Here is a 26202-nt window from a genome sequence, read left to right as displayed (position 1 = left end):
TCCAGGACTGCTCTCCTCTTATGCTTCTTCTGCAAATAGACGTGCGATTTCCACGATCACATTCACGGATTTCTCCATATTGTCCACAGAAATGAATTCGAATTTCCCATGGAAGTTCTCTCCGCCTGTGAAGATATTCGGGGTCGGGAGTCCCATGTAGGAAAGCTGGGAACCGTCTGTCCCGCCGCGGATCGGTTCGACGATCGGGACGATGCCGTGGTTGGTCATGGCTTTATATGCCGTATCGACAATGAATTTCACGGGCTCGATCTTCTCGCGCATATTGTAATACTGATCTTTCATGGAGAGGGAAACGCGCTCTTGCCCGTATGTTTCCTGAAGTTCTTTCACGATGGAGGTCATAAGCTCCTTCCGCTCGGTGAATGTCTCACGGTCGAAATCACGGATGATATACGTGAGGGTCGTCTTCTCCACATCGCCCTCGAAGGAGAGGAGGTGGAAGAAGCCTTCATACCCTTCCGTATATTCAGGCGCTTCTTCTCGAGGCAGTCTGCTTTGGAGCTCCATGGCGATCTTCATGGAGTTGACCATCTTGCCTTTGGCCGTTCCTGGATGGATGTTCGTCCCGTTGATGGTGATGACGGCACCTGCCGCGCTGAAGCTTTCGTATTGGAGCTCACCGAGTGGGCCTCCGTCGACGGTATAGGCATACTGCGCATCGAATCGCTCCACATCGAATTGATGAGGGCCGCGTCCGATTTCTTCATCCGGTGTAAAGGCGACACGGATCCGTCCGTGCTCGATGTCAGGATGTTTCACGAGGTAGTCCATGGCGGTCATGATCTCGGCAATGCCCGCTTTATTATCGGCACCAAGGAGCGTCGTCCCATCCGTTGTGATCAAGGTATGGCCATGATAGTTTCCGAGGTTCGGAAATTCATGGGGTGATAGCGTGACGCCTCGGTCCTCATTCAGGACGATCTCGCCTCCGTCATATTCTTCATGAATCTGCGGATTGACATTCTTCCCGGTGAAGTCCGTCGCCGTATCCACATGCGCCAGGAATCCGATTGTTGGTACATCCTTTTTCGTATTGGCTGGCAGGGTGGCCATCACATATCCAAAGTCGTCCATGGAGGCATCGCTCAACCCGATCGACTTCAACTCTTCAACAAGCTGCTTCCCGAGTTCGAGCTGTCCGGGAGTGGAGGGGCAAGATTCATTTTGTTCGTTGGACTGGGTATCCATTTTCACATAAGACGTAAAGCGTTCAATGATTTCCTGCTTCAATGTTCATTTCCCCTTTCGATTATATACTCCTACCATTATATCAAACTGTGTCCTTTGAAGCGGGGAAGGAGTCTTCCGTTATATGTCTCCTTTTCTATTATTCCATAAAGTGTTAGAATTTTCTGCATCGGGGTGATGCGGGAGGGATGCAGATATGGAGAACAGATGGCCCCTCGAGCGGAAGATCATGGTGCTGGTCTGTACGCTGATCACGATCATCATGCTGATGGTGACGGTGGTGTATATGTATTTTGAGCGCAAGCAGGCACAGGACATCGTCGGCCAGCAGGCTCTTACAACGGCGATGACCGTATCGGAAATCCCTGAAGTGAAGAAAGTACTGATTACAAATGGGAACGCTTCACACATGCGGGAGATCGTTGAAGAAATACGGAAAAAATCCGGTGCTGAGTTTATCGTTGTCGGCGACATCGACGGGATCCGCTACAGCCATCCGATCCAGGAGAAGATTGGAAAGGTCATGGTCGGCGGGGATAACGACGAGGCTCTGGTGAACGGGAACAGTTATGTGTCTATGGCTGAAGGGTCAATCGGGGAATCGGTACGGGGCAAGACACCCGTCTACAGCGACGCGGGCGACATCATCGGGATCGTATCTGTCGGATTCCTGCTCTCAAAGGTCGATTCCACCTACCAGGAGGGCTTGATCGGGATTCTCTTATGGCTACTCTTTATCTTCATCATGGGTGTGGGAGGAAGCCTGATTCTCACTCGTAATATACGGAAGGACACCTTCGGACTCGAGCCGTATCAGATTGCCCGGATCTATAAGGAGAGGGGGGCGGTGCTGGAAGCAATTAGTGAAGGCGTGATTGCCACGGATCAATTCGGCAGGGTCACATTAATCAATCAATCGGCGAAAGATATATTGGGAGTGACAGAGGATGACATCGGCCGTCCGATCCAAGAAGTCCTTCCCGATTCTGATATTGCTCATGTATTGGGTCGTGAAGAAGCTGAAGGCCAATTTGAGACGGTCTACCAAGACCATCAGCTGGTTGTCCGGTATAAGCGTGTAGGGGAAGACGGCCGGTACGGGGGAAAGGTTGCGAGTTTCCAGAGACGCTCGGAGATACAGGAGCTGATCAGCACCCTTTCGGAGGTTCAGCAGTACTCACATGACCTCAGGGCACAGACCCACGAGTATACGAATAAATTGTATGCCATCTCGGGATGGTTGCAGCTTGGCAGGATAAACAAAGCGCTTAATTTCATACATGAAGAGACCGGCCAACAGAAAACATACGAACGGGTATTATTCGAGCAGATCCATGATCCGACAATTCAGGCCATCCTGATTGGCAAGCTGTCCAAAGCGTCCGAGAAGAAAATCAACTTCATCTTGGATGAGACCAGCTCCATAGAGTATGAGTGGCCGCAAAAGGCCGCATCCCCCCTCGTCACCATCATTGGGAACATCATTGATAATGCCTTTGAGGCAGTATCCGGTCAGGCACATCCAGAGGTGCAGGTCTATACAACAGATATGGCGGATGATCTGATCATCGAAGTGACGGATAACGGCAAGGGCATTCCTCCAGATCTATTGGAGCGGATCCATGAACAAGGTTTCTCTACCAAAGTAGGAAAGGACAGGGGATTTGGAATGGCGCTTGTTCAAGCATCGTTGCGAGAGCTCAATGGGAGCCTGGAGGTTTCTTCCGATGAACGGGAAGGAACCATTGTCACGATATATATTCCAAAAGGAGGTGGTGCCCGGTGAAAATTGTGATTGCAGAAGATGATTATCGTGTAGCGGATATTCATCAACAGTTTTTGGAGCGGGTCGGTGGAGTGGAAGTCCTCGCTTCAGCTTCAACAGCGGCCGAAACCCTGCACCTGGTGGGCAACCTCAAGCCTGATCTGCTCCTTCTCGATGTATACATGCCTGATAGCCTTGGAATCCATATCATTGGCGCCCTTAGAGAAGCATGTCCGGGTCTTCAAATCATTCTGATTACGGCTGCTACGGACCGGATGGTTCTTGAAAATGCGCTGAATCAAGGCGTCATTGATTATCTGATCAAGCCGATAGAACTGGAACGGTTATCGGTGGCCATTGCAAAAGCCCTCCATACGCGCAAGGTTCTTGAAGGGGGAGGGGAAGTGGATCAGACTCTAATTGACCGTCTGTTCCGGGTGGATGTCAAGCCGGAACCGGCCGATCTTCCGAAGGGAATCGACCAGCTGACCTTGGAAAAAGTGAAGGAGCTTCTGGGACAACAGGAGGAGGGGGTGACGGCAGAGGCACTGGGTCAATTGTTTGGGGCCTCACGAACGACGTCTCGGCGGTATCTGGAGTATCTGATTTCAATCGGGGAAGCGAAAGCAGAATTGGTATATGGGATTGTAGGTAGGCCAGAGAGGAAATACAAACGAAAATAAAAAAGCGGTTTTGAAAAGGATCATTCTTTTTCAAAACCGCTTTTTCTGTGAACTTTATGAACAAAAAACCCAGAAAGGAATCAAAAAACTTTAAATTGTAAACGGTTACAACTTTGTGAACACCCAGTAGAATGAATAAAAAATGGCAAGGAGGCGCTAGTGTTGCGAAAACGATTGATTATTCTACTTATGTTTTGCCTCATTTTAATGACAGGATGTTCCCTTCCGGTGCAAAAAGGTTCTGTTAACGCAGATGGACAATGGGAGCCCGACCGTTCCATTGAAGTGATTGCTCCTGCCGGTGCAGGTGGCGGTTGGGACACGACGGCCAGAATGATTGCCAAAAGCATTGAAGATGAAAATCTGGCCAATAACAGTTTTGGTGTGGTGAATAAGCCTGGTGGCGGCGGAGCGGTTGCCTGGTCCTATATTCATAAGCGGAATGATCCCCATAATATATTCATCAGTTCCCCGCCCCTTCACTTTGTTGCTTTGAATGGTCAATCTCCTTATGGATATGAGGATTTCACCCCGATTGCCAATCTGATTGCCGATTACGGAGCTTTCGCAGTAAGGGCGGATGCCAAGTGGGACACATTGGATGAGTTGTTTGAGGATATGAGGAAAGATCCTGAGAGCGTAACTGTTGTCGGTATCTCCTCACCTGGAAGCATGGACCATGTCCAGTTCATCATGTTTGCCCAGGCGGCCGGTGTGGATATTACTAAAATCCGATACGTGTCCGATCAGGACGGAGGATCGATGACTGCCGTCTTGAATGGAAGCGTGGACGTTGTATCCACCGGTGTGTCCGATGCCATGGATCAGGCCAGGGCCGAGAAGCTGAAGATTCTGGCGGTAACGTCGCCTGAGAGGCTTTCCGGGGACGATTTCCTTGAAACCTTGCCCACAGCAAAGGAACAGGGGATTGATGCTGAATTTATCGTATGGCGTGGATTGTTCGGTCCTCCTGATATGACCGATGAACAAATCGCTTACTATGAAAACATTGCAAAGGGTGTATCGGATTCCAAATCCTTTGATGAGGTAAGGAAGACGTATGGATGGGATGAACAATATATGGGAAGCGAAGACTTCAAACGCTTCCTGGATGAACAAGCAGAAGATCTGGCCAATGTTCTGAATGAACTTGGTTTTAAGAGAGATTAGGGGGTGCCGATAAAATGAAGTTGACGGTGAATAAAAGTATTTCCTTGGTGTTGATCCTGGTTTCGGCCATCTATCTGATCATGGCCTTCACTCTTCCTGAATACCCATTCGTGCCGGTCGATGCTGATCTGATTCCAAAGATGCTGGGCTTTTGCCTCCTGATCCTCGGGGTATGTTTCTTCTTCAGCAAGGATATCGACACAGACGAACAGAAGGCAAAGCGCGTCATTCCGAGGAAAGAGGTCCTTATGCTTCTCGCCGTGATGGGGTTGATCCTCATCTACATCACGTTCTTGGAAGTTGCAGGATTTATCCTGATGACAACCGCTTTTATCATTGTATGTTCAAGGCTACTGGGGTACCGGAAGTGGGTGACAAGCATTGTCACAGCGGTTCTTTTTTCTGGCTGTGCCTATGGCCTCTTTAACTACGCATTATCGATCCGACTGCCGGCAGGCATCCTGCCACTTTAAATAATGATAGATTGGAAGGAGTGGGAATATGGGTTCTTTTGACGGAATACTTCAAGGCTTTCAAGTAGCCTTCAGTCTACAGGGTATCCTGTTTGTATTTATCGGAGTCCTGATCGGGACCATTATCGGGATGATTCCTGGTCTGGGACCAATCAGTGCCATTGCAATCATGATCCCTGTGACATACGGGATGGATCCGACCATTGCCCTCGTCATGATGGCGGGAGTGTACTACGGATCGATGTATGGAGGATCGACGTCATCCATCCTCTTGAATGCCCCGGGGGTAGCGGGGACCGTGGCTGCGGCCTTCGATGGCTACCCTATGGCACAGCAAGGGAAGGCTGGTAAGGCGCTGGCAATCTCGGCCATCTGTTCATTCGTAGGTGGTACGGTCAGTGTTATTTTGTTGATGCTTTTTGCCCCTATGCTGGCAAGTGTCGCCATCATATTCGGACCGCCGGAGTATTTTGCCCTCATGTTGCTTGGGCTGACGGCCATTGCGAGTCTTTCGGAAGGGTCAACACTCAAGGCGCTTACGTCGGCTGTCCTAGGCTTCATGGTCGTGACCATCGGGATTGATTCCCAAACGGGGACGAGTCGTTTCACCATGGGCAACGTCAACCTCCTGGACGGAATCGACTTCCTCGTTATCGCTCTTGGAATCTTTGCCCTCGCTGAGGTATGTTTCCTGATCCTCAATCGTAATATGAAGATGAATGACTTTAAAAATATCGGAAGTTTGAAATTATCCAAATCGGATTTTAAGGAAATGAAGGGTCCAATGACGAGGCAATCGTTCATTGGCTTCCTGCTCGGCGTCCTTCCGGGGGCAGGTGCCACCATTTCGTCCTTTGTCGCCTATATTTCCGAGAAGAAGATGGCGAAGAAGCCTGAAGAGTTCGGGAAGGGCTCCATTAAAGGGCTTGCTGCTCCGGAAACGGCCAATAATGCCGCTACGAGCGGTGCTTTCGTTCCCCTCCTGAGTCTTGGGATTCCAGGGTCGGGTACGACAGCCGTCATGCTGGGGGCTTTCCTTGTGCTCGGGGTGCAACCGGGTCCCCTACTCATGACGGAGAATCCGACGATCTTCTGGGGAGTCATCGCCAGTATGTATATTGGAAATGTATTCCTTTTGATATTGAACCTGCCGTTGATCCCTTATTTCGTCAAAATCTTGGCGGTGCCGCGTCCGTTGTTGATCACCCTAGTCATCATATCCAGTCTTGTGGGGGTATACGCGGTTAGCTTCAGTACATTTGATCTGTATCTGCTCGTCATATTCGGGATCCTGGGGTATCTCATGCGGATTTTCGCCTTCCCGGCAGCACCGTTCATCCTCGCCTTTATTCTGGGAGGCATGATGGAACAGGCTCTGAGGCAGTCACTGACCATATCGGGGGGGAGCTGGAGTATTTTCTATACAAGCCCGCTTGCCGTCTCCCTCTTCGTCATTACGCTACTTGCCCTGATCATTCCTGCCTGGAGACAGCGTGTCAGAAAGCAAAAAGAAGATACGACCATCAATATGTAATGAAAAAAGAGCTCCTTCCAAAATGGAGGGGGCTCTTTCCTGCTTCGTCACTCTTCAGATAATGTATAGTTCACCCGTGCGAACATATTATTCACTTCCTGCCTCGTTTGATCGTAGAGAGCCTTGAATTCTTCTTTATCCTGCTCGGGCTTTTCATAGAGTCCCAGTTTTCCCCACAGGGCGTGGACAGTGCGGATGCTCTCGTACAACTCATAATCCAATGGCGTCTGCGGAGAAGGGAAAACCAGCATAGGATCACCAATTCGCTTGAACTCTGCCTGAGCCGTCTTGAATTGTTCCGTGTCGTACTCATCCTGTTCGATGGCATACTGGAGATAGTTCATGGGAACTGACAGCAGGATGGTCATCTGAATGATGCCCCGTTCCATATTGGTTGCTTCCTCCCATGATCTGTATTCAATTCCTTCCTTTCCTTGAAGCTGAACGGGGGGATGATCGATGAAAAGCTGATAGGCGATTTCAATCTCTTTGGGATCCTGAAGTTTATAGGACAGATTTTCGGAAAGATCAATGAAGGTATCGCTGTAGTTCATCACATTATCCACTTTACCCGTGCGCATGATGCTTTTGGGATCCTCATCCAGGTCGAATCGGATCAAATTATTCTCATCTGTGAAGTCCCGGGCAAGCTCCTTATCGGTGTGCACATATTTAAAATTGCCATCTTCACCATAAGGGGACTCCATAGGGACTGTCGGGATTTTCAACTCTTCCGGGGTCAGCTCGTCGAAGGTCTTCATCGGCTGCTCTTGCTCCGGCTCATCCGTCTCCGCTGTTGAAGCGCTTGCTTCCTTTTCATTTGTAGCCTTCTCCGTTTCTGAAACATTTGCCTTTTTTTCATCGGATGCAGCTTCAGTCTTTGAAGCTGTCTCTTTCTTTTCACCCAATCCGCAGGCGGTCAGCAACACGCATGCCACCAGGATCACCATCCATTTCTTCACCATCGAATTCCCTCCTGTTTTCTTGATCCTCCAGGACCCTGTTAATATGGAATATAGTGTAAAAAACCAACATCTTTCCTTTTATACCCAGATTCCCAAAAAGAAAACGCTGTGGAAGAGGTGGGATATATAAAACTAGTAAAAAGGATTGACATCCTTAAGGACCTGTGGCAAAATAAAGTAACCGTTTACAACTAACGATATAAAAACAGGATTGTTACTGCTTCGGGCAGGCAAAACCTAAATTTGCTGGTTACCTTTTGAGGTGACGTGTGGGCAGATTTGGGTTATTTTTGTTTCAGGGAATATGGATGGACGGGGCGAAGAGATATGGAGATTAGTAAAGTCATCAATAATAATGTGGTCCTGACCCACGACGATCAAGGGAAAGAACTGGTGGTCATGGGACGGGGACTGGCCTTCAAGAAGCGGCCGGGCGATCAGGTGGATACCGGACTGGTGGAGAAGACCTTCGTACTTGAGGGAGAAGGCGTATCTGCCAAACTTGCAGAGCTTTTGGCAGACGTGTCGGAGAAGTATCTCGTACTCTCTGAGAAAATCATGACGATGGCTGCGATGAAGCTCGGGGTCAAGCTGGATGACTATCTGTATGTCGCCTTGACCGACCATTTGAGCTTTGCCATCACCCGCTACAAGCAAGGAATCAAGCTTCAGAATGCTCTTGCATGGGAGATCAAGAAGTACTACCGGAAAGAATACCAAACCGCACTTGAGGCACTGACGATCATCGAGGAAGAGACAGGGATCATGATGGATGAGAATGAGGCTGCGTCCATTGCCATGCACCTTGTGAACAGTCAAGTGTCTGGTAAAGGGCTTGAATCCATCTCCAAAGTCGTGACGACGGTCAACGATATTTTGACCATCGTCAAGTATCACTTCAATGTGACACTCGATGAAGAATCCATGAATTACGAGCGCTTTCTCACCCATCTCCGCTTCTTTGCATGGAGGCTCATGAAAAAGGAGCAGATCGTCGAGGAGCAGAATGACGACTTTTTCTATCAGCAGGTCGAGCGTCAATATCCACAGGCATTCGAGTGCTCAGGGAAGATTGCCGTCTACATCCAGAAGGAGCTCCACTGGGTATTATCAAAAGACGAACGCATATACCTCACACTTCATATCCATCGCGTGACATCACGTCATGCGATGCAGCATAGTCCAAGAGGATAGTTACTGATCAAGCAGGCTAAACCTAGGTGACAGCAAGGGAAAAACATTGTTTTTTCTTTGCCGTTGTCTAGGTTTTTCTTTTTAAAAAATCAATGCCTTTAAATAAAGGAGGTTTTACAATGGATTTCGCAAAAACAGCAGAACTGATCATCCGCCATATCGGCGGGGAACAAAATGTCGCCTCGCTCGTGCATTGTGCCACAAGGCTCAGGTTCAAACTGAATCAGCGTGAAAAAGCAGACAAAAAGGCCATTATGGCACTTGATGGTGTAGTCACCGTCATGGAAAGCGGCGGGCAATTCCAAGTAGTCATCGGAAATGACGTCTCCCACGTCTACCGTGAGATCGGGAAACAAACATCCCTCCTATCGGATACGTCTTCAAAACAGACGGACGGAGAAGGGGATAAAGGATCCGCAGTCGGCAGAGTCATCGATATCATTGCCGGAATCTTCACACCGCTTCTTGGCATCATGGCCGGCGCAGGTGTTCTGAAGGGGGTCCTTCAGATTTTGACGAGCACCGGGGTGATGACTCCGGATAATACGACGTATATCATTCTATATGCTGCAGCGGACAGCTTATTTTACTTCTTGCCTGTGTTGTTAGCGTTTACAGCCGCGAGGAAATTTGATGCGAACCCATTCATTGCCGCTACGATTGCCGGGGCGTTGATCTATCCGTCCATCATTGAACTGGCCAACGGGAACGTTGAAACCACGTTCTTCGGCATCCCTGTCGTGATGATGAAATACTCATCAACCGTCATCCCAATCATCCTGGCGGTCCTCGTCATGGGGTATTTCGAGCGATTCCTTAACCGCAGGATCCATCAGTCCGTGCGTACATTCATTACGCCATTTGTCTTGTTGGTTACGATCCTGCCGTTGACGCTTCTCGCCTTTGGACCGTTCGGTGTGTATGTGGGGAATGGAATTGCAGCAGGCATCCTCTATGTATTCTCACTGAGCCCGATCATTGCCGGTGTCATTGTCGCCATGTCCTGGCAGGTACTTGTCATCTTCGGTGTTCACTGGGGGATCATTCCGATCTTCATCAACAATATCACCGTACAAGGCTATGATAACGTCAAGCCTGTAACCGCTCCGGCTATCTTTGCACAAGCAGGGGCAGCCCTTGGTGTCATGCTGAAGACGAAGAACAAAAAACTGAAGGCCCTCTCTGGTTCGACTGCGATCACCGGTCTATTCGGGATCACGGAACCAATCGTATACGGTGTCACCCTGCCGCTGAAAAAGCCATTCATCATGGCCACGATCAGTGCAGGTGTCGGGGGAGCCATCGTCGGCTATTCTCAAAGCGCCGCCATCGCTACGGGCCCTCCGGGATTATTGACCCTCCCGATCTTCTATGGCGAAGGCTTCATCGGTTTGATCATTGGAATCTCTGTATCCTTTATCTTGTCCATTGCCCTTACGTATATTGTCGGCTTTAAAGATCCCGTGGAAGAAGGGACGGACCAGGAAGTTTCTACTGATCAACACGTCACGCCATCTTCCACTATCGGCGCCGTCAGCCCGCTGACAGGCATCGTGATGCCCCTGTCTGACGTCAAAGATGCCGCCTTCTCTACAGAAGCCCTTGGAAAAGGAGTTGCCATCCTTCCGACAGAAGGCAAGCTGTACTCTCCGGTCACGGGTGTGATTGGCACCTTGTTTCCATCGAAGCACGCCGTCGGGATTGTAGGAGACGATGGAGCAGAGATCCTCGTCCATGTGGGTCTCAACACCGTCCAGCTGAATGGTGAGCATTTCACCGCACATATCTCCCAGGGGGACCGCGTCGAAGCGGGTCAGCTCCTTGTGGAATTCGATGTGAAGGCGATCCAGGAAGCCGGGTATGACCTGTCCACGCCGATCGTCGTGACCAATACGAATGAATTCATAGACGTCCTCTCAGAAGAACCGGGGGACATCAAAGCAGGAGAACGCCTGCTATCTTATATGAAAGAAAAGGAGCGAGTATCATGACAACGACTACATTTCCAAAGTCCTTCCTTTGGGGAGGGGCCATTGCAGCAAACCAGGCAGAAGGAGGATACCGCGAAGGCGGGAAGGGGTTGACCAACGTCGACCTCCTTCCACGCGGTGAAGAGAGATTCTCCTATATGAAGGGGAATATCCCACACCTGGAACTTCAAGATGACCTTTACTATCCGTCACATGAAGCCATCGATTTTTATCATCGCTACAAAGAAGATATCAAGCTGTTTGCCGAGATGGGCTTTACATGCCTTCGGGTTTCTGTATCATGGGCAAGGATCTTCCCGAACGGGAACGACGCTGAGCCGAATGAAGAAGGATTGACATTCTATGAAAACCTCTTCGCAGAGCTCAAAGCGAACGGAATCGAACCCGTTGTAACCATCGCCCATTTCGATGTGCCTGTCCATCTGATTGAAACGTTCGGAAGCTGGAAGGGCCGTGAGCTCGTCGGATTCTACGAAACGTATGCCCGCACTCTTTTCAATCGTTTTAAAGGAACCGTGAAATATTGGATGACGTTCAATGAAATCAATATGCTTTTCCATCTGCCTTTCCTTGGGGCAGGAATCGTGTTCAAAGAAGGTGAAAACCGGGATCAGGTCCTCTATCAGGCTGCTCATCATCAGCTTGTCGCCAGTGCCCTTGCCGTGAAGGCACTCCATGAGATCGATCCGGAGGCACAGATCGGGTGCATGCTGGCCGCAGGTGTCACGTATCCTTACTCCTGTAATCCGGAAGATATCTGGGCGGGAATCGAACGGGATCGCGAATCCTACTTCTTCATCGACGTTCAGTCCCGTGGAGCGTATCCGGGCTATGCGAAGCGCTTCTTCCGGGAGCAGGAGTGGGATCTCCAGATGGAAGAAGGAGATGAAGACATTCTTAAGGCTCATACGGTGGATTACATCGGATTCAGCTATTACTCCAGCCGCACGATCAGCCGTGATCCTGAAATCCTCGGGAAGATGACAGCAGGCAATGTGTTCCCTTCGGTCAAAAATCCTCATTTGAAAACATCGGAATGGGGATGGACCATCGATCCAAAAGGGATCCGGATTACGGCCAATCAATTGTATGATCGCTATCAAAAACCATTATTCGTCGTGGAAAACGGCCTCGGGGCCATCGACGAGCCCGGCGCAGATGGGGAAATCAACGATGCCTATCGAATCGATTATCTCTCAGCCCATCTCCGTGAGCTGAACGAAGCGATTAAGGACGGAGTACAATTGCTGGGCTACACATGCTGGGGACCGATTGATATCGTCAGCGCGTCAAGTGGCGAAATGAAAAAGCGATATGGCTATATCCATGTGGACAAAGACAACGAAGGCAATGGCACCCTCAACCGTTCTAAGAAGGCCAGCTTCGACTGGTACAGACAGGTGATCGAGACGAATGGAGCGGCATTGGAGAACGAAACCGTCAAAAGTTGAGCGGTTAATTTCCCTCATCCCATTGACAACAGGAGCTAAATCCTGAATAATTATTATATTGAGAAAATTAAATAGCGATATTCCTTATTAAGAGTGGTGGAGGGACTGGCCCTGTGAAACCCGGCAACCGCTGTTCAAACTTGAACAGAATGGTGCTAAATCCTTGAACGAGATTCGTTCGGAGATGAGGAAGAGACGAGAATCATCAGGCTCTTCCTTTTACCGGGAAGGGCCTTTTTATATGAAGAAAGGGAGAGGATTCAGATGACACACGTACAGACAAAAGGTAAGAAAGCAATAAAAGCCCCGTTCCGGGCAGATCAGGTGGGCAGCCTGCTGAGGTCGGAAAGAATCAAGGAAGCACGCGAACGGAGATTGAATGGAGAGCTATCCGCAGCTGAACTCCGACGAATCGAGGATGAAGAAATCATCCGCATCGTCGACAAGCAAAAGGAAATCGGCCTCCAAGTCGTGACCGATGGTGAATTCAGGAGGGCGTGGTGGCACTTCGACTTCCTTGAAGGTCTGGATGGCGTCGAAGGATATGAATCGGACCAGGGCATCAAGTTCCATAACACGACGACCAAGGCACGTGGCATCAAAGTGACGGGGAAAGTGGACTTCACGGATCATCCGATGCTGAAAGACTACGAATTCCTTCATGGCATTGCAGGCGATCACACAGCCAAGATGACGATTCCAAGTCCGAATATGCTTTTCTTCAGAGGCAAGATTGAAACTGACGTATACGGAGATGACTTGGAGGCATTCCATCGGGATGTAGCCGAAGCCTACAAAAAGGCAATCCGTGCTTTCTACGATGCAGGCTGCCGCTATCTGCAGCTCGACGATACGGCATGGTCGGTATTCTTCTCCGAACAGGGACATGAGCAGATCAAGGCATTTGGCCGCGAACCCGACGAACTCAGGGAATCCTTCGCCCGTACCATCAATGAGGCTGTGAAGGATCGCCCAGAGGACCTTGTCGTGACCATGCATATTTGCAGGGGGAATTTCAAATCGACATGGGCAGCTGAAGGCGGATATGAAGCGGCTGCCGAAACCATTTTCGGCGGGCTCGACCTCGACGGGCTATTCCTGGAGTTCGATGATGAGCGTTCCGGAGGCTTCGAACCGCTACGCTATGTGAAGAATCCGAATCTCCAGATCGTCCTCGGTCTTGTGACGTCGAAACATGGAGAGCTCGAGGCAACGGAAGACGTCGAGGCACGGATACAGGAAGCTGCGCGCTATGTGGACATCAACCAGCTCTGTATCAGTCCCCAATGTGGATTCGCCTCAACAGAAGAAGGAAATCTGTTGACGGAAGCAGAACAATGGAAGAAGCTGCAACACGTGATCACCATTGCCGATCGTGTGTGGGAATGAGATTTCCATTCAACCAGTAATCAATTAGGAGAGGGTTTCATTGCGGATACAGTATGCTCTCTTTATCCTCCTGGCCGCCATGCTGTGGGGAACAAATGGGACGGTACAGGCATTGGCACCGGAAGGCGTTCATCCGATTGCCATCGGAGCAGTGCGTCTGGCCATAGGAGGCTTATTTCTCCTTCTATTATCCTTGGGGAAAATACATTGGAGAGGGTGGCCTGTGAAAGGAACCGTGGCGGCCGCTCTTTGCATGGCACTTTACCAGCCTTTCTTTTTCTCGGCAGTCAGTATGACAGGGATTGCAATCGGGACCGTCATCGCCATCGGAAGCGCCCCGGTCATAGCAGGACTCCTTGAATGGGGGATAAAAAGGAAGGTCCCCCAAGCATCCTGGTGGGCCTCCACCGCCCTGGCCATCGCAGGCTGCATCCTTCTGTTCACGAATAGAGGGTCGGTCGTTGCCGACCCGCGCGGCATCCTCCTCGCACTGGGGGCGGGGGCTTCATTTGCCGGGTACACCATGATCAGCGGAACCCTTGTCAATAGAAGGGAAACACTTCCCGTGGTCGCTATCGTGTTCATGCTGAGTGCAATCTTCCTCACGCCCTTCCTCTTCCTCTATGATCTATCGTGGCTTATGGAGGTAAGGGGAGCCGGGGTCGCCCTGCACCTCGGGGTCGTGGCAACAGGACTTGCCTATCTTCTCTTTGCACGTGGACTGGTGAAGGTGCCTGCCTCAACCGCCGTGACGCTCTCCCTCGCCGAACCCCTCACCGCCACCATGCTCGGGGTCTTTCTGATCGGCGAATCCCTTGATGCCCTGTCATGGTTGGGCGTCGGTCTCCTCCTTCTAGGGATTGTGCTATTAGTGTGGGGACAGAGAGGGAAATCAGATCTAGATAAAGGACAAGTGAGATCAGCTTAGGCTGGTCTTTTTTTGAGGAGAAATGTGTATTGTAAGTAAGGTAATGCAAATTTCGGAGCGACTCTAAGTCAGTGAATAAAAAATATACATTAATGTTTATAATTGGAATTATTGTGGAATGTATGTAATGAAAAGGTGCTATTTTTGGTAAATTCTAACTTTTAGCTTGAGGCTCCTGCTACAATGCTTATAAAGAGTAGTGCATACATAAAAGGAGTGGGGATATGAGAAAGAAACTATTGATTATTGGCTTTATGGTTCTAATTATTATTGTATTAGGAGGTTGGTTTTTTATGAAAATGGCAGAACGTCCTACTGCTTTAAAAGATTCGTTGACAGCAAGTCATTTAGATAAGGAATCTAGAACGAGTGACGGATTTTTTAGATATACATCGAAGAAAAACGAATATTCTATGTTGTTTCCTGAAGAATTTGCAATTGAAGGAGGAACGTTTCAAGAAAAGAAAGGGTTTGAATCTTGGAACATGTCACCTAAAAGTAACGACAAAGAAGCACTACAGCGCTCCATAAAAATTTTATACACCAGTAGCGACAGTATTACTGATGCTTTTTTTGAACGTTATAGTTTTGAGGGAAAGTATGAAACAATTAATAAAAAGGGATTAAATGGAAAAGAAGTATATATTGGCTATGTTAACAACTACTTCGATAAAGATGCAAAATTAATTAAACGGGACCCGGCAAAGTATGGACCAAGTTTAGTGGTTAGCTTGATTAGAAATCCCAGCACAGGTGAGACAATAAAAGTTCATTCTTTAACGGTTTGTCCTGAAAATTCTTCGTGTGAAAAAGTAAGTCTGCAATCTGAAAAAAAATTCATATTACGGATAGCAAAAAGTATTAAATTCTAGAACATAAGGAGTGAAATTTATGGGTAATAGTTCATTTCTTGATGAAGATACTAGAAATAATTTATTGAAAATGGAAAATAAGGATGGTTTATCTAATGAGAATGTAATTGATATTATTACACATGGTAAGGGGGAATTAGATAACGGAGTTACAGTTAATGTATATAATCAAAATGATTTTAGTATTGGTAGTGTGTCCGGCTTAAATGTATCGGCGGTACATATCCTAGATATAAACGAAAACGTTAACGAGGTGTATTACTTTTTTAGGGGGACTGAGCCATCTAATTTTAATGATGTTTGGACAGATGTGGCAGGAATCGCTGTTGGTTCTAATACGGAACAATTAGAAGACTCAGTGAAATTCAAAGAAAATGTAAATAAAGTTATAGAAATTGATTCGGAGAAGGTTCTTCCAAAAAATTATGCAGATGCGTACTCTTTAGGAGTGAACAATGCATCTGGATTGATATTGATTAGTAAGGATTTTGAAGATTTAAGAGGTTTCAATGGTGCTCCCACTAACGCTTACCATTTAGCTGAAGCTGATTCATTGTTCAAAAGCTATTTAGTGGGAAAAGGATATTCTGATGCTAAAAAAATCCCTCCACAAAAAATGTCCCAATACATCTATGATTACTATGGTGAAGAAGTACATAAAATTATTAACTACCGACAAAAAGGTGAACCACTCTATGCTCAATCCTTTCCCGGAAAGATGTATCTTGGTAAAGTGGTAACGTTTGGAGAAGATTCTGGTGTAGATGATTTTGTAGACGTAGGAAGCTATCCTTATGAACCTGGTGTAATGAACCTTCCCCTTTTATATGATGAAATAAGTTATAACGGGAGAATAGAACGCTGGCTAAATGATCTTGGAGGAATAGATGAAAGAAACGGTGGCATTAAAGGTGTAGAAGAGTTAGGACAGTCCCCATTTAAATTGTTCGTGGAAGCAAGTAATACACAAACAGGGAAAGAAATGATCTTTAGCCCATTTAAAACTTTTCGAGATGTGATTTTTAGCCCGGGAGTTTGGAAGCAAACTAGTTCTATCAAAGACGCATGGGGGCAAATGGACCTTCATTCTTTGGAGATCGTTTTAAGTTCTTATGATAAAGAGAAAAGTAAAGCTAGGGTACGATATGTTAGGCTCGACCCAGTATCTAATAAACAAATTACGCTTGAACCTGAAACACTCTATCAATTTCTAAATCGCTGCGAGTTAGGTCTTACAGATAAAAAAGAAGTTCTAAATAACTTGAAAAATTATGAGAGTAATATAATGACTGAATTATACACTAAAGAACAGTCGGAAATAATAAAAAAAATTGATGCGAAGAGTGCCTCTCCACAAGCTTTTTTAATAGAAACAAATAATCAATATGGGTTCTGGGGGAAGCTTGGGAAAGATAGGGAAGCTAGGAGCGTTACATTTGATGAAGACTTCTCTCTTTTAGATGGAAGAATAAAAACCCCAATAATAGAATTGATTTCTTTATTTGAGGTAGAGATAAGTGAAATGGAAAACTTCCTTGAAAAGTTTAAAGAAACATATATAAAGATGTTTGAAAAAGATGAAGAGCTCTCAAAATATATAAATGTAATTAAATCTTAAAAGATGGAGGTGATACTTTCTTGCCGAGTGTAAAAGGGAAATATAAATTTAATTTTGATGAGAATGCATTTGGTGAAGAGTGTAAACATAGACTTTCTTCTATTAAGGAAGAGAATGAAGAAGCTACTAATACATTTTGTGGGTCTTCTCAAATTTTAAATAGCATGGAAGGAGCGTATATTGATTCAATAATTGAAGTTCTTGAGGAAGTAAATCGTAAAACAGAGGACAATTTAATAATGTATAACATCTACCAATTCACTCATGTAGATTCATTTGTTCGGTTTATTGAAGATGAGTATGAGCGCTCATATACAATTTACTATTCTGAAGTCGATTCATAAACTTAGAAGAAGCTACACTACAGTGGCCTTTAGGCCTTTTTTTAATCCACTCATACAACATAAATAAGAAAATATTAAAAGTTTTTTTAAAAAAAGTGATCCAAATACAAAACCCTCTCGTTATCTTAGTGTAAATATAAAAAACCAGGATAAAAGGAGAGGAATACATTGAAAAAATCAAAGCTTATGAAAAAAATCGCAGCACCTGTACTTGGGCTATCCCTACTGGCTGCACCGACAGCAAGTTTCGCAGCAGAGCAACCGACAGCCGTCACTCCGGCATCAGACTTGCGCTCCACTCTTGATCAACTTCTATCAGAGCACTTTGTGCTAGCGGTTGACGCAATGGTAAAAGATTATAACGACGCACCGGACGAAAAACAAGCCATGAAGGCACTGGATGACAACGCCAAGGATATGACGCCTGCGATCGAATCCATCTACGGTGAAGAAGGAGCGAAGGAATTCGAACGAATCTTCCGCGGACATAATGCTTACTCAGAAGACTTTGTAAAAGCCGCTCAATCTGGTGATGAAGATGCGAGAATGGCCGCTGAAAAAGAAGTGGATGAATTCGTAGAAGAGTTCTCGACTTTCCTTAGCACAGCAACGGAAGACAATCTTCCTAAAGATGCAGCCGCTGAAGTCCTGAAGGCACATGAAGAAGATGTCCTTAACGCATTTGATGCATATGTAGAAGAAGACTACAAAGGCTACTTCTCTTCATTCCGCGAAGGATATGACCGTATGTTCGACATCAGTAAAGCTCTTTCAACAGCAATCGTGACGCAAATGCCTGATAAATTCGAAGGGTCAAAAGCCGATTCTGCAGCTGCAGACCTTCGTTCTACATTGAACAATCTGGCAGCAGAGCACTTTGCCCTTGCAACAATGGGAATGCAAAAAGGCGTTGACGGAGCAGCTGACTATGACTTCGCCAACTGGGCTGAAGATGAGCACACAAAAGACTTCAAAGCAGCCATTGCTTCCATCTACGGAGATGAAGGTGCAGCACAATTCGAAAAGATCTGGACTGGCGAGCACATCAATGCCCAATCTGATCTAGTAGCAGCTGTATTGGCTGATGATAAAGAAAAAGAAGCAGCAGCTCGTGAAAGCCTGAGCATGTTCTCTGAAGACTTCGGTAACTTCCTTGGAACAGCAACAGAAGGAAATCTACCTGCTGAAGATGCCATCGCAGCAGTAAAAGGCCACGAAGAGCAAGTATTGAAAGCATTCGATGACTACTTAGCTGAAGACTACGATGCAAGCACTGCAGACTTCCGTGAAGGATATGCGTACATGTTCGGAGTAGGTAAAGCGCTTGGAGATGCCATCGTGAAACAAAACCCTGATATGTTCGCAGGTTCCGATATGCCATCTGCTATGCCTAACACAGGTATGGGTGGAGCTGCACAAGACTCTAATGCACCAATCATGGCTTGGACAGCAGGAATCACTGCTCTACTAGCAGCTGGAGTATTCCTTATCCGCAAAAAAGTATCAAACCAACAATAATTAAATGAAGAGAGAAGGGCTTTACCGCTCTTCTCTTTTTCCTACTAGAGGTGAGAAGATGAAAAAGAGACTATTGATCGTATTGACTGTCATGCTCCTCAGCATCATAAGCTTCCAGGTATTCGCCCAGGAAAATACCACACCTCAGCAGACGTCAGAGAAAAAACAGGTGAAAGCTGAGAAAGAGACAAAGCAAAAGACGAGACCGATTGGCCACAAAGGGGAAGAATTTGTTCTTCTTGACTCTTTACAGAAGAAGAAAGCCGAGCTGGAAGAACAATTAAAGGTTCAAGAAGAGGGAATTACTCCCGTAAGGATCCAAATCCCGAGCATGGATATCGATACCAAGGTGATCCCTGTCGGATTGAAGGAATCCGGTGAAATGGATGTTCCGGAGTCTACAGAAGTGACCGGATGGTATGACCGCGGTCCAAAGCCGGGCGGGAAAGGAAGTTCCGTCGTGGCAGGGCATGTCGACAGTAAAAAAGGTCCCGCCATCTTCTTTTATCTGAAGAACATCGAGGTCGGGGAAACGATTACCCTTACCGACGAAAACGGTAATGAGCGCACGTTCAAAGTAAAATCAAAAGAGAGCTACCCTTATAATGATGCACCAATCGAAAAGATTTTCGGTTCATCGGATAAACGGAAGCTCAATGTCATCACCTGTACCGGTACGTTCGATCACGATAAGCATGAGTATCCAGATCGGTTGGTCGTGTACACAGAGCTGATCAGTGAAAAGCAGAAGCAGGAGGAAAAAACGCCTGAGGCGCCGACCGACGTCACCCAGGAATCCAATGTAATCAATTGGCACGCCGTCCGTGCAGACGACGTCATCGGCTACCGCGTCTATAAAAAATCTGCTTCTGAAGAAGAGTACACCCACGTAGCCAGCATTTCTGCCCATGAACGGAAAAGCTTCTTCGATGAGAATCATGAAGAGGGTGACTCTTATTACGTCACCACCGTCAACATCCAGGAAAACGAATCCAAGCCATCTGAGAAGGTTCCTGGGGAATAACGGATAGAAATATAAAAAAAACCATAAGAGAAAAGCGGCCGATTACTAGAGTGAATCTCAAGTAATCGGCCATTTTTTGTGTAGATAGTATATTGGCTTTGGTGTTTAGCATATAGGGTGGAGCACATATCAGGACCGTTCCTTTTCGCTGCAGGCGCTTGCTTTCCGCGGGGAGGAAGTCGAGCTTCCTCGGCTGCGCCTGCGGGATCTCGACCTTTCCTCCTTTCCCGCAGGAGTCAAGCGCCTTTCGCTCCAATCCACTTTGTGATTCTAATTTTGTTGTGCATGTACCAGGGTTGAAATGAGAAAGCCCCTATATTGGTTGTGTTTGCTTACACAACCAATATAGGGGCATCAAGAACTGATCTTTATATTCTTTAGGTAGTGGATCTTCTCTTTTTCTTTTCGAATTAGCTCAATAACCTACCGATTTCAGTGCTTCGCTCATCGGATATCTTCTCCCAACTTCGTCTTCTTCAGATCTGGAACAGCCAGACTACAATCGGTCCGATGACGGAGCCGAGGAGGGCGCTCAGGGTCATGGAGACAGAGCTCATGGAGACGGAAAGCTCACCGTATTCCATGGCCTTTGAGGTGCCAAGGGCATGGGATGCACTTCCGAGGGCGATGCCCTGTCCCATTTTGCTTCGGATCCGTACCCATTTGAGGATCATCGGTCCGAGGATGACGCCTGAGAATCCGGCCACCATGACGAAGACGACGGTCATGGCCGGTACGCCGCCGATCCCTGAGGCGATCTGAATCGCTACAGGAGTCGTGATCGATTTAGGGATGATGGAGAGGATCAGATCATGATCCATCCCAAGGATCCGTGCGAACAGGAATCCACTCATCATGCCAGTGAGAAGGCCTGCCAAGACTCCTCCGATGATGGTCAGGCTGTACTTCAGGATGACGTCCCTCTGCTTATAGAGTGGATAGGCGAGTGCCACGACACCCGGGCCGAGCAGGGAATGAATCCACTGTCCACCGACCATGTAGTCTTCGTAAGGAATATGGAAGCCGACAAGGAGACCGACCACCATGATCGTGGAGGTCAAAACGGGGATCAGAACGGGAAGGGAGAAGCGTTTATAAATTCCCGCCATGACGATGTAGATCCCCACGGTTGCCGCAATGCTTACGATTGTGAGCAGGAATTGCTGCATCGTTTTTCCTCCTTCCGTTTTGATCTTTTCTCAAGGAGCTGGCTCGCATGTCCGGCTACAGCGATGGTCACGACGGTACTGACGATGACAATCAAGAATAAGGCGGCCCCGGTTGGTGATACAAGGCCTGGGTAATTCATGACGCCCGCCATTGCGGGAATGAATAATAGTGGAAGGATGGACAGGAGGAAGCTTGCTCCGTCTTCTACGACCACAACCGGGACGACTTTGATTGCAAGGCACAGAAGGAGAAGGAGCAGACCGACGATGCTCCCTGCAATCGGAAGGTCCAATGCCTGTTGAATCCAACCTCCTGCAAAGGAAAACACATATAAAATTCCGACTTGTAAAATAATGCGGAGTACTTTCATAACGTCGCTGTTAAAACAGCTTTGAACCCTTCTTTCACGTAAGTTTTCGGTAAGAAAACGCTTTACAAATCAGCGAATTGCTTGTACGATACAATTAATATATTTGTATTATACAAGCATTTGATCATTTGTCAACGAATCTGTCAGCTTTCATACCGAAAAGGAGCGAAAATATATGGATGAATTAAACCCTCTAGAGCGTGTTGAATATGAATTGACGACCTTTATCAGAAGAGCCGTCTACCTCGATCAGTCTGAACGGAAGATCGGGTTCCTGGAGCGTGCTTCCTATCTGCTCCTTCGCCAGCTCGATGAATTCGGGCCATCACGGGTCAAAGACCTCGCCGATACCTTCAAGCTTGATATTTCCACGTTATCCCGACAGGCAGGTGGGTTGGAGACGAAAGGACTCATCCAGCGCTTCTCCGATCCAGGTGACGGCCGCGTCAGGATGTTCAAGATCACGGAGCTCGGCAAAGAGAAGCTCGAAGCAGATAAGCGATTGAGGCTGGAGCGCTACAATGAATGGATGGACGGATGGAGTGAAGAGGAACGGGCGCTTTTCGGTGAATTCCTTACCAGGTTGAACAGGGGATTTGTTGATTGAGGCCTAAACATGAGAAAATAGGGGTACAGAATATAGGTCTGCCATCACAGAAAGGTACGAGTGAACATGAAAAAAACAGAGAAATTGTTTTTGGATTATGCAAGTGATCACGATCTGAACCCCTCGGAAGAAGAAATCCTCTCGTTTCTGATCGAATCACATGATAAAGGAGAACAGCTCAGCATCCGGAGGGCGGCGGATCAGCTGTTCGTCTCCACCACCTCCATCATCCGCCTGTGTAAGAAGCTCGGATTCAGCGGTTATAGCGAATTTATCTTCAACCTGGGCTTGAAAGTGAAAAATATGCAGGATCCCGGTCCCGCCACCAGCCTTCACGATCCCCTCGTCAGGAAAAAAGAAGAGTTTCTTTCAAATGCCCGTTGGACCCTTGATTCCATCGGGGAAGACAGCATCAAACAATTCCTCGATGAACTGAAGCAGCACAACCTCATCTACTTCTATGGAGCCGGATTCTCCACCCTGTTCTCCAATTACCTGGCAAAGAAGCTTGAGCTTTATGGTTACTATGTGTCCAACACGTCCACCAGTGACAGCAGGGCGATTTTCTTCAATAACATCCAGCGCTACAACCTCTTGATCATCTTCTCACGATCCGGGGAGACGGCCAAGGTCATTGAAAAGGTGCAGATCGCCAAGGACAAAGGCCTTAAGACCGTCCTCTTCACGGGGAATCGTCAAAGCACGACGGCTGCCCTTGCCGATATCGTCTTCCCCGTCTTCGACCCCACAATCGAGTCACAGCAGGAATTCCAGGTGACATCCTATGAGTCCAATATGTTCATGCTGATCGACATCCTCCTGAGCCTCGCCATTGAGCAGGGAATCATTGAAGAATATTAGATGTAACATGTTACATCTTTTGTTCACACTGTACAGATTCCCTGTAATCCCTTACATGAGCCGGTTATCCGCGCTATACTTTGGATGTAAATGATAGCGTTTACTTCACAGGAAAGGAAGGCTGCACATGAGAAGAGTCGTCAATGGTCTTCAAACATTCGGAAAATCATTATTTGCACCGATCTTAATCCTACCGATCATCGGTCTGTTCATTGCTTTCGGAAATGTGTTCGGGAATGGAAATCTTGCAGAATATGTACCGTTCCTTGCACATCCCTATATACAAAACTTCGGGACATTCATCTCGTCCTCAGCCGTATCGATCCTTCAGAATCTGGCGCTGATCTTCGCTGTCGGGATCCCCATCGGTCTTGCGCGGAAGGATAAGGGATATGCCGCTCTAACAGGGCTTGTCACCTTCGTGATCTTCATCAATGCCATGCACCAGGTATTGAAGATCTCAGGCAATCTTGTACCTGCTGAAGAGATGCAACTTGCGGGACAAGCCATGGTCCTGAACGTACAAGTCCTTGAAATGGGCGTGTTCGCCGGTATCCTGATCGGGGCCCTTGTAGGAATCCTTCACAACAAATACTGTAACACGGAATTCAAGGGTGTCCTCTCCATATACTCCGGACATCGCTTCGTCGCCATCCTGGCAATACCGAGTGCTATGATCCTCGGCTTCCTAGCCGCTGAATTTTGGCCATATGTCCAAAACGGGATCACGGCCATGGCCGGAGGGATCAAGAGCCTTGGGGACGTCGGTTTCTTGATTTATGGATTCCTTGAGAGGATCCTCATCCCAACGGGTCTCCACCACTTGGTTTATACGCCATTCCTTTACACGGAGCTAGGCGGAACGTCGACAGTGGCAGGGGAAGTCGTCTACGGGGCACGGAACATCTACTTTGCGGAAATGGCCGATGCCGGCACGAAGGTGCTGAGCAGCACGGTGAACTGGGATGCCAGGGGACTTGCAAAAATGTTCGGTCTCATGGGTGCGGCCCTTGCCATGTATGTAACGGCGAACAAGGACAAAAAGAAAATGGCCAAGGCCATCCTGCTTCCGGCAGCCGTCACGTCCTTCCTTCTCGGGGTGACAGAGCCGCTTGAGTTCGCCTTCTTATTCACGGCTCCGATCCTGTTCGTCGTCCATGCTGTCCTGACAGGAGCGGGCATGATGCTCCTGAATGTATTTGGGGTCCATGCCATCGGGGCAAACGGCATCATCGACTTCCTGCTCTACAATCTGCCCCTCGGTACGACCAAGTCGAACTGGCCGATGTTCATCCTCGTCGGACTGCTCATGTTTGCCGTGTACTTCGTCGTCTTCCGCTTCTTGATTCTGAAGCTTAATTTGAAGACACCGGGTCGCGAAGAAGAGACAGAGGCTCCGGTAGAGGAGAAGAGCGCTGGCACTGCTTCCCCTGGAACCGCAGCACCCCTTGGGGAAACGATCGTTGCCGCCCTTGGAGGCAGTGAAAACATTGAAAACGTCGACAACTGTTATACCCGGCTTCGCCTTGTCGTGAAGGATCCGGGAGCGGTCGATGAGCAGAAGCTAAAAGAAACCGGCTCTAAAGGAGTCATCAAGTCAGGTAATAACGTACAGGTAGTCTATGGTCTGAACGTGAAATCCGTACGGGATCAAGTCGATCAAAATCTAGGAGGAATGCAGCTATGAAAACATATAAACTAGCAATTGCAGGTGGAGGAAGCACATATACGCCAGGGATTGTAAGGAGTCTGATGGATCGTCTGGAGGACCTTCCGCTTGAGGAAATCAGATTTTACGATATTGATGGCGAGCGACAATCGAAGGTCGTCGTGGCAGCAACAGCCGTGATCCGTGAATACTCCGATTCCATCAAAGTCCTTGATACGACTGATCCAGAGACGGCCTTCACGGACGTGGACTTCGTTTTCGCCCAAATGCGGGTCGGGAAATATGCTATGAGGGAACTAGATGAAAAGATCCCCCTCTCCCATGACGTGGTAGGACAAGAAACATGCGGACCGGGTGGACTGGCGTACGGTCTGCGAACGATCTTCCCGATGGTGGAGCTGATCGATTTTGTTGAGCAGTATGCGAAGAAGGACTGTTGGATCGTGAACTACTCGAATCCGGCTTCGATTGTCGCTGAAGGGGTAAGGAAGCTGCGTCCTGATGCTCGCGTCCTCAATATCTGTGATATGCCTGTCGCCACCATGAGGAATATGAGTGCGATCCTCGGGGTTGAACGGGATGAGCTGAAAGTGGACTACTTCGGGTTGAATCACTTCGGCTGGTTCACCAGGGTGGAAGTGGACGGCGTCGACCGCCTTCCTGAGCTGAGGAAGCATGTGAGTGATCATGGCCTCCTGACGGAAGACGTATCGAAGATCGACTATCGACATGCGGATGCGTCATGGATTAAGACGTTCAAGAACATCAAGCCGATCATGGACTTCTTCCCGGATTATCTGCCGAATCCATACCTTCAATATTATCTGCTGCCGGAATACATCGTGGAGAATTCCAATAAGGAATACACCCGCGCCAATGAAGTCATGGATGGACGCGAGAAATCACTGTTTGAAACCGTCAGGAAGTATGAAGAGACGGGAGTCCTTGAAGACGCGTTCCATGTGGGCGTTCACGGCATCTTCATCGTGGATGTGACGGTCTCCCTTGCGAAAAACCTGGGAGAACGCCATCTCGTCATGGTAGAGAACAACGGGACGATCCCGAATCTGCCTGCTGATGCCATGATCGAAGTGCCTGCCTCCATCACGAGTGATGGTCCGGTACCGGAATATGTAGGAGAAATCCCTTATTTCCATAAAGCCATGATCGACCAGCAGCTTGCCTCTGAAAAGATCCTGGTGGAAGCCATCACAGAAGGATCCTATGAAAAGGCACTGCAGGCCTTCACCCTTAATAAAACGATTCCTTCAGCCATAGTGGCGAAAAAGATCCTCGATGATCTTATCGAAGCGAATCAAGCGTACTGGCCGACCCTGAACAAATCGTTCTCTGAAGGTGTATTGGTTTAATTCAATAGAAAAAGCGCATGCCGCGGG

The 26202-nt window shown here is 47.9% G+C and carries 23 protein-coding genes and 1 riboswitch; of the genes, 19 read left to right on the top strand and 4 right to left on the bottom strand.

Annotation, left to right across the window (positions count from 1 at the left end; all coding sequences use genetic code 11):
- Positions 1 to 18: 18 nt before the first annotated feature.
- Complete coding sequence (pepT, locus tag ABJ225_RS16815; RefSeq protein WP_347321150.1) at positions 19 to 1251, bottom strand: peptidase T; 1233 nt, start codon at positions 1249 to 1251, stop codon at positions 19 to 21.
- A 154-nt stretch (positions 1252 to 1405) separates the two neighbouring features.
- Between pepT and ABJ225_RS16810 the strand changes: the two genes are divergently transcribed.
- The 5 genes from ABJ225_RS16810 (at position 1406) to ABJ225_RS16790 (ending at position 6834) form a co-directional block, all read left to right on the top strand.
- Entirely contained in the window at positions 1406 to 2995 is a 1590-nt protein-coding gene (locus tag ABJ225_RS16810; protein WP_347321149.1) for an ATP-binding protein, read from the top strand.
- Complete coding sequence (locus ABJ225_RS16805) at positions 2992 to 3657, top strand: response regulator (protein WP_347321148.1); 666 nt, start codon at positions 2992 to 2994, stop codon at positions 3655 to 3657. Before ABJ225_RS16810 ends, ABJ225_RS16805 begins: the two co-directional genes overlap by 4 nt.
- Before the next feature lie 207 nt (positions 3658 to 3864).
- On the top strand, positions 3865 to 4827 hold the full coding sequence (locus ABJ225_RS16800; RefSeq protein ID WP_286188328.1) for a tripartite tricarboxylate transporter substrate binding protein: 963 nt from the start codon (positions 3865 to 3867) through the stop codon (positions 4825 to 4827).
- Between the two features lie 14 nt (positions 4828 to 4841).
- Positions 4842 to 5300, top strand: a complete 459-nt coding sequence (locus tag ABJ225_RS16795; protein WP_218246758.1) for a tripartite tricarboxylate transporter TctB family protein — start codon at positions 4842 to 4844, stop codon at positions 5298 to 5300.
- A 28-nt stretch (positions 5301 to 5328) separates the two neighbouring features.
- The gene (locus ABJ225_RS16790) at positions 5329 to 6834 is read left to right on the top strand and encodes a tripartite tricarboxylate transporter permease (RefSeq protein ID WP_218246757.1); all 1506 of its coding nucleotides are present in this window, start codon (positions 5329 to 5331) and stop codon (positions 6832 to 6834) included.
- Between the two features lie 47 nt (positions 6835 to 6881).
- On the opposite strand, the gene ABJ225_RS16785 is transcribed toward ABJ225_RS16790, so the two are convergent.
- The gene (locus tag ABJ225_RS16785; RefSeq protein ID WP_347321147.1) at positions 6882 to 7799 is read right to left on the bottom strand and encodes a hypothetical protein; all 918 of its coding nucleotides are present in this window, start codon (positions 7797 to 7799) and stop codon (positions 6882 to 6884) included.
- Between the two features lie 327 nt (positions 7800 to 8126).
- Between ABJ225_RS16785 and licT the strand changes: the two genes are divergently transcribed.
- From licT to ABJ225_RS16735, 10 genes are all read left to right on the top strand, one after another.
- The gene (gene licT / locus ABJ225_RS16780) at positions 8127 to 8993 is read left to right on the top strand and encodes a BglG family transcription antiterminator LicT (protein ID WP_347321146.1); all 867 of its coding nucleotides are present in this window, start codon (positions 8127 to 8129) and stop codon (positions 8991 to 8993) included.
- A gap of 119 nt (positions 8994 to 9112) precedes the next feature.
- Complete coding sequence (locus ABJ225_RS16775) at positions 9113 to 10984, top strand: beta-glucoside-specific PTS transporter subunit IIABC (RefSeq protein WP_347321145.1); 1872 nt, start codon at positions 9113 to 9115, stop codon at positions 10982 to 10984.
- Positions 10981 to 12435 (top strand): 6-phospho-beta-glucosidase, encoded by a 1455-nt coding sequence (locus tag ABJ225_RS16770; RefSeq protein WP_218246754.1) that lies wholly within the window; start codon positions 10981 to 10983, stop codon positions 12433 to 12435. Before ABJ225_RS16775 ends, ABJ225_RS16770 begins: the two co-directional genes overlap by 4 nt.
- 81 nt (positions 12436 to 12516) lie before the next feature.
- Positions 12517 to 12626: riboswitch (SAM riboswitch) on the top strand.
- A 73-nt stretch (positions 12627 to 12699) separates the two neighbouring features.
- Positions 12700 to 13824 (top strand): 5-methyltetrahydropteroyltriglutamate--homocysteine S-methyltransferase, encoded by a 1125-nt coding sequence (locus tag ABJ225_RS16765; RefSeq protein WP_347321144.1) that lies wholly within the window; start codon positions 12700 to 12702, stop codon positions 13822 to 13824.
- A gap of 40 nt (positions 13825 to 13864) precedes the next feature.
- A complete protein-coding gene (locus ABJ225_RS16760) occupies positions 13865 to 14752 on the top strand; it encodes an EamA family transporter (RefSeq protein ID WP_347321143.1) in 888 nt (295 codons plus the stop codon).
- Positions 14753 to 14976: 224 nt separating this feature from the next.
- Complete coding sequence (locus ABJ225_RS16755; protein ID WP_347321142.1) at positions 14977 to 15624, top strand: hypothetical protein; 648 nt, start codon at positions 14977 to 14979, stop codon at positions 15622 to 15624.
- Positions 15625 to 15643: 19 nt separating this feature from the next.
- A complete protein-coding gene (locus ABJ225_RS16750; protein ID WP_347321141.1) occupies positions 15644 to 17242 on the top strand; it encodes a DUF6792 domain-containing protein in 1599 nt (532 codons plus the stop codon).
- 20 nt (positions 17243 to 17262) lie between these two features.
- A complete protein-coding gene (locus ABJ225_RS16745) occupies positions 17263 to 17586 on the top strand; it encodes a hypothetical protein (protein ID WP_347321140.1) in 324 nt (107 codons plus the stop codon).
- Between the two features lie 186 nt (positions 17587 to 17772).
- Positions 17773 to 19104 (top strand): copper amine oxidase, encoded by a 1332-nt coding sequence (locus tag ABJ225_RS16740; protein ID WP_347321139.1) that lies wholly within the window; start codon positions 17773 to 17775, stop codon positions 19102 to 19104.
- Between the two features lie 58 nt (positions 19105 to 19162).
- Complete coding sequence (locus ABJ225_RS16735; RefSeq protein WP_347321138.1) at positions 19163 to 20128, top strand: class F sortase; 966 nt, start codon at positions 19163 to 19165, stop codon at positions 20126 to 20128.
- A gap of 476 nt (positions 20129 to 20604) precedes the next feature.
- Here ABJ225_RS16735 and ABJ225_RS16730 read toward each other — a convergent pair whose 3' ends face one another.
- Positions 20605 to 21297 (bottom strand): LrgB family protein, encoded by a 693-nt coding sequence (locus tag ABJ225_RS16730; protein WP_218246749.1) that lies wholly within the window; start codon positions 21295 to 21297, stop codon positions 20605 to 20607.
- Positions 21270 to 21668 (bottom strand): CidA/LrgA family holin-like protein, encoded by a 399-nt coding sequence (locus ABJ225_RS16725; RefSeq protein WP_053429765.1) that lies wholly within the window; start codon positions 21666 to 21668, stop codon positions 21270 to 21272. Before ABJ225_RS16725 ends, ABJ225_RS16730 begins: the two co-directional genes overlap by 28 nt.
- A gap of 175 nt (positions 21669 to 21843) precedes the next feature.
- Here ABJ225_RS16725 and ABJ225_RS16720 point away from each other — a divergent pair, with 175 nt between their 5' ends.
- From ABJ225_RS16720 to ABJ225_RS16705, 4 genes are all read left to right on the top strand, one after another.
- Positions 21844 to 22275 (top strand): MarR family winged helix-turn-helix transcriptional regulator, encoded by a 432-nt coding sequence (locus ABJ225_RS16720; protein ID WP_063191277.1) that lies wholly within the window; start codon positions 21844 to 21846, stop codon positions 22273 to 22275.
- Between the two features lie 66 nt (positions 22276 to 22341).
- A complete protein-coding gene (locus tag ABJ225_RS16715; RefSeq protein ID WP_159642820.1) occupies positions 22342 to 23136 on the top strand; it encodes a MurR/RpiR family transcriptional regulator in 795 nt (264 codons plus the stop codon).
- A 127-nt stretch (positions 23137 to 23263) separates the two neighbouring features.
- The gene (locus ABJ225_RS16710; RefSeq protein ID WP_347321137.1) at positions 23264 to 24823 is read left to right on the top strand and encodes a PTS transporter subunit EIIC; all 1560 of its coding nucleotides are present in this window, start codon (positions 23264 to 23266) and stop codon (positions 24821 to 24823) included.
- Positions 24820 to 26175, top strand: a complete 1356-nt coding sequence (locus tag ABJ225_RS16705; RefSeq protein WP_218246746.1) for a 6-phospho-alpha-glucosidase — start codon at positions 24820 to 24822, stop codon at positions 26173 to 26175. The genes ABJ225_RS16710 and ABJ225_RS16705 overlap by 4 nt, the downstream gene beginning before the upstream one ends.
- Positions 26176 to 26202 lie beyond the last annotated feature (27 nt).

Source organism: Rossellomorea sp. RS05 (genome assembly GCF_039822645.1).
In the GTDB taxonomy this organism is placed as follows: Bacteria; Bacillota; Bacilli; order Bacillales; family Bacillaceae_B; genus Rossellomorea; species Rossellomorea marisflavi_B.
Note: the sequence above shows the minus strand (reverse complement) of the source record. Positions and strands in the feature narration are given on the sequence as shown.

What these genes read in the sequence shown, in the direction of transcription:
- ABJ225_RS16720 (WP_063191277.1), top strand. Translation starts at nt 21,844, where the DNA reads ATGGATGAATTAAACCCTCTAGAGCGTGTTGAATATGAATTGACGACC.
- ABJ225_RS16730 (WP_218246749.1), bottom strand. Translation starts at nt 21,297, where the DNA reads ATGCAGCAATTCCTGCTCACAATCGTAAGCATTGCGGCAACCGTGGGG.
- ABJ225_RS16795 (WP_218246758.1), top strand. Translation starts at nt 4,842, where the DNA reads ATGAAGTTGACGGTGAATAAAAGTATTTCCTTGGTGTTGATCCTGGTT.
- ABJ225_RS16810 (WP_347321149.1), top strand. Translation starts at nt 1,406, where the DNA reads ATGGAGAACAGATGGCCCCTCGAGCGGAAGATCATGGTGCTGGTCTGT.
- ABJ225_RS16755 (WP_347321142.1), top strand. Translation starts at nt 14,977, where the DNA reads ATGAGAAAGAAACTATTGATTATTGGCTTTATGGTTCTAATTATTATT.
- licT (WP_347321146.1), top strand. Translation starts at nt 8,127, where the DNA reads ATGGAGATTAGTAAAGTCATCAATAATAATGTGGTCCTGACCCACGAC.
- ABJ225_RS16770 (WP_218246754.1), top strand. Translation starts at nt 10,981, where the DNA reads ATGACAACGACTACATTTCCAAAGTCCTTCCTTTGGGGAGGGGCCATT.
- ABJ225_RS16705 (WP_218246746.1), top strand. Translation starts at nt 24,820, where the DNA reads ATGAAAACATATAAACTAGCAATTGCAGGTGGAGGAAGCACATATACG.
- ABJ225_RS16790 (WP_218246757.1), top strand. Translation starts at nt 5,329, where the DNA reads ATGGGTTCTTTTGACGGAATACTTCAAGGCTTTCAAGTAGCCTTCAGT.
- ABJ225_RS16710 (WP_347321137.1), top strand. Translation starts at nt 23,264, where the DNA reads ATGAGAAGAGTCGTCAATGGTCTTCAAACATTCGGAAAATCATTATTT.
- ABJ225_RS16765 (WP_347321144.1), top strand. Translation starts at nt 12,700, where the DNA reads ATGACACACGTACAGACAAAAGGTAAGAAAGCAATAAAAGCCCCGTTC.
- ABJ225_RS16785 (WP_347321147.1), bottom strand. Translation starts at nt 7,799, where the DNA reads ATGGTGAAGAAATGGATGGTGATCCTGGTGGCATGCGTGTTGCTGACC.
- ABJ225_RS16750 (WP_347321141.1), top strand. Translation starts at nt 15,644, where the DNA reads ATGGGTAATAGTTCATTTCTTGATGAAGATACTAGAAATAATTTATTG.
- ABJ225_RS16725 (WP_053429765.1), bottom strand. Translation starts at nt 21,668, where the DNA reads ATGAAAGTACTCCGCATTATTTTACAAGTCGGAATTTTATATGTGTTT.
- ABJ225_RS16735 (WP_347321138.1), top strand. Translation starts at nt 19,163, where the DNA reads ATGAAAAAGAGACTATTGATCGTATTGACTGTCATGCTCCTCAGCATC.
- ABJ225_RS16740 (WP_347321139.1), top strand. Translation starts at nt 17,773, where the DNA reads ATGAAAAAAATCGCAGCACCTGTACTTGGGCTATCCCTACTGGCTGCA.
- ABJ225_RS16800 (WP_286188328.1), top strand. Translation starts at nt 3,865, where the DNA reads ATGACAGGATGTTCCCTTCCGGTGCAAAAAGGTTCTGTTAACGCAGAT.
- ABJ225_RS16715 (WP_159642820.1), top strand. Translation starts at nt 22,342, where the DNA reads ATGAAAAAAACAGAGAAATTGTTTTTGGATTATGCAAGTGATCACGAT.
- ABJ225_RS16775 (WP_347321145.1), top strand. Translation starts at nt 9,113, where the DNA reads ATGGATTTCGCAAAAACAGCAGAACTGATCATCCGCCATATCGGCGGG.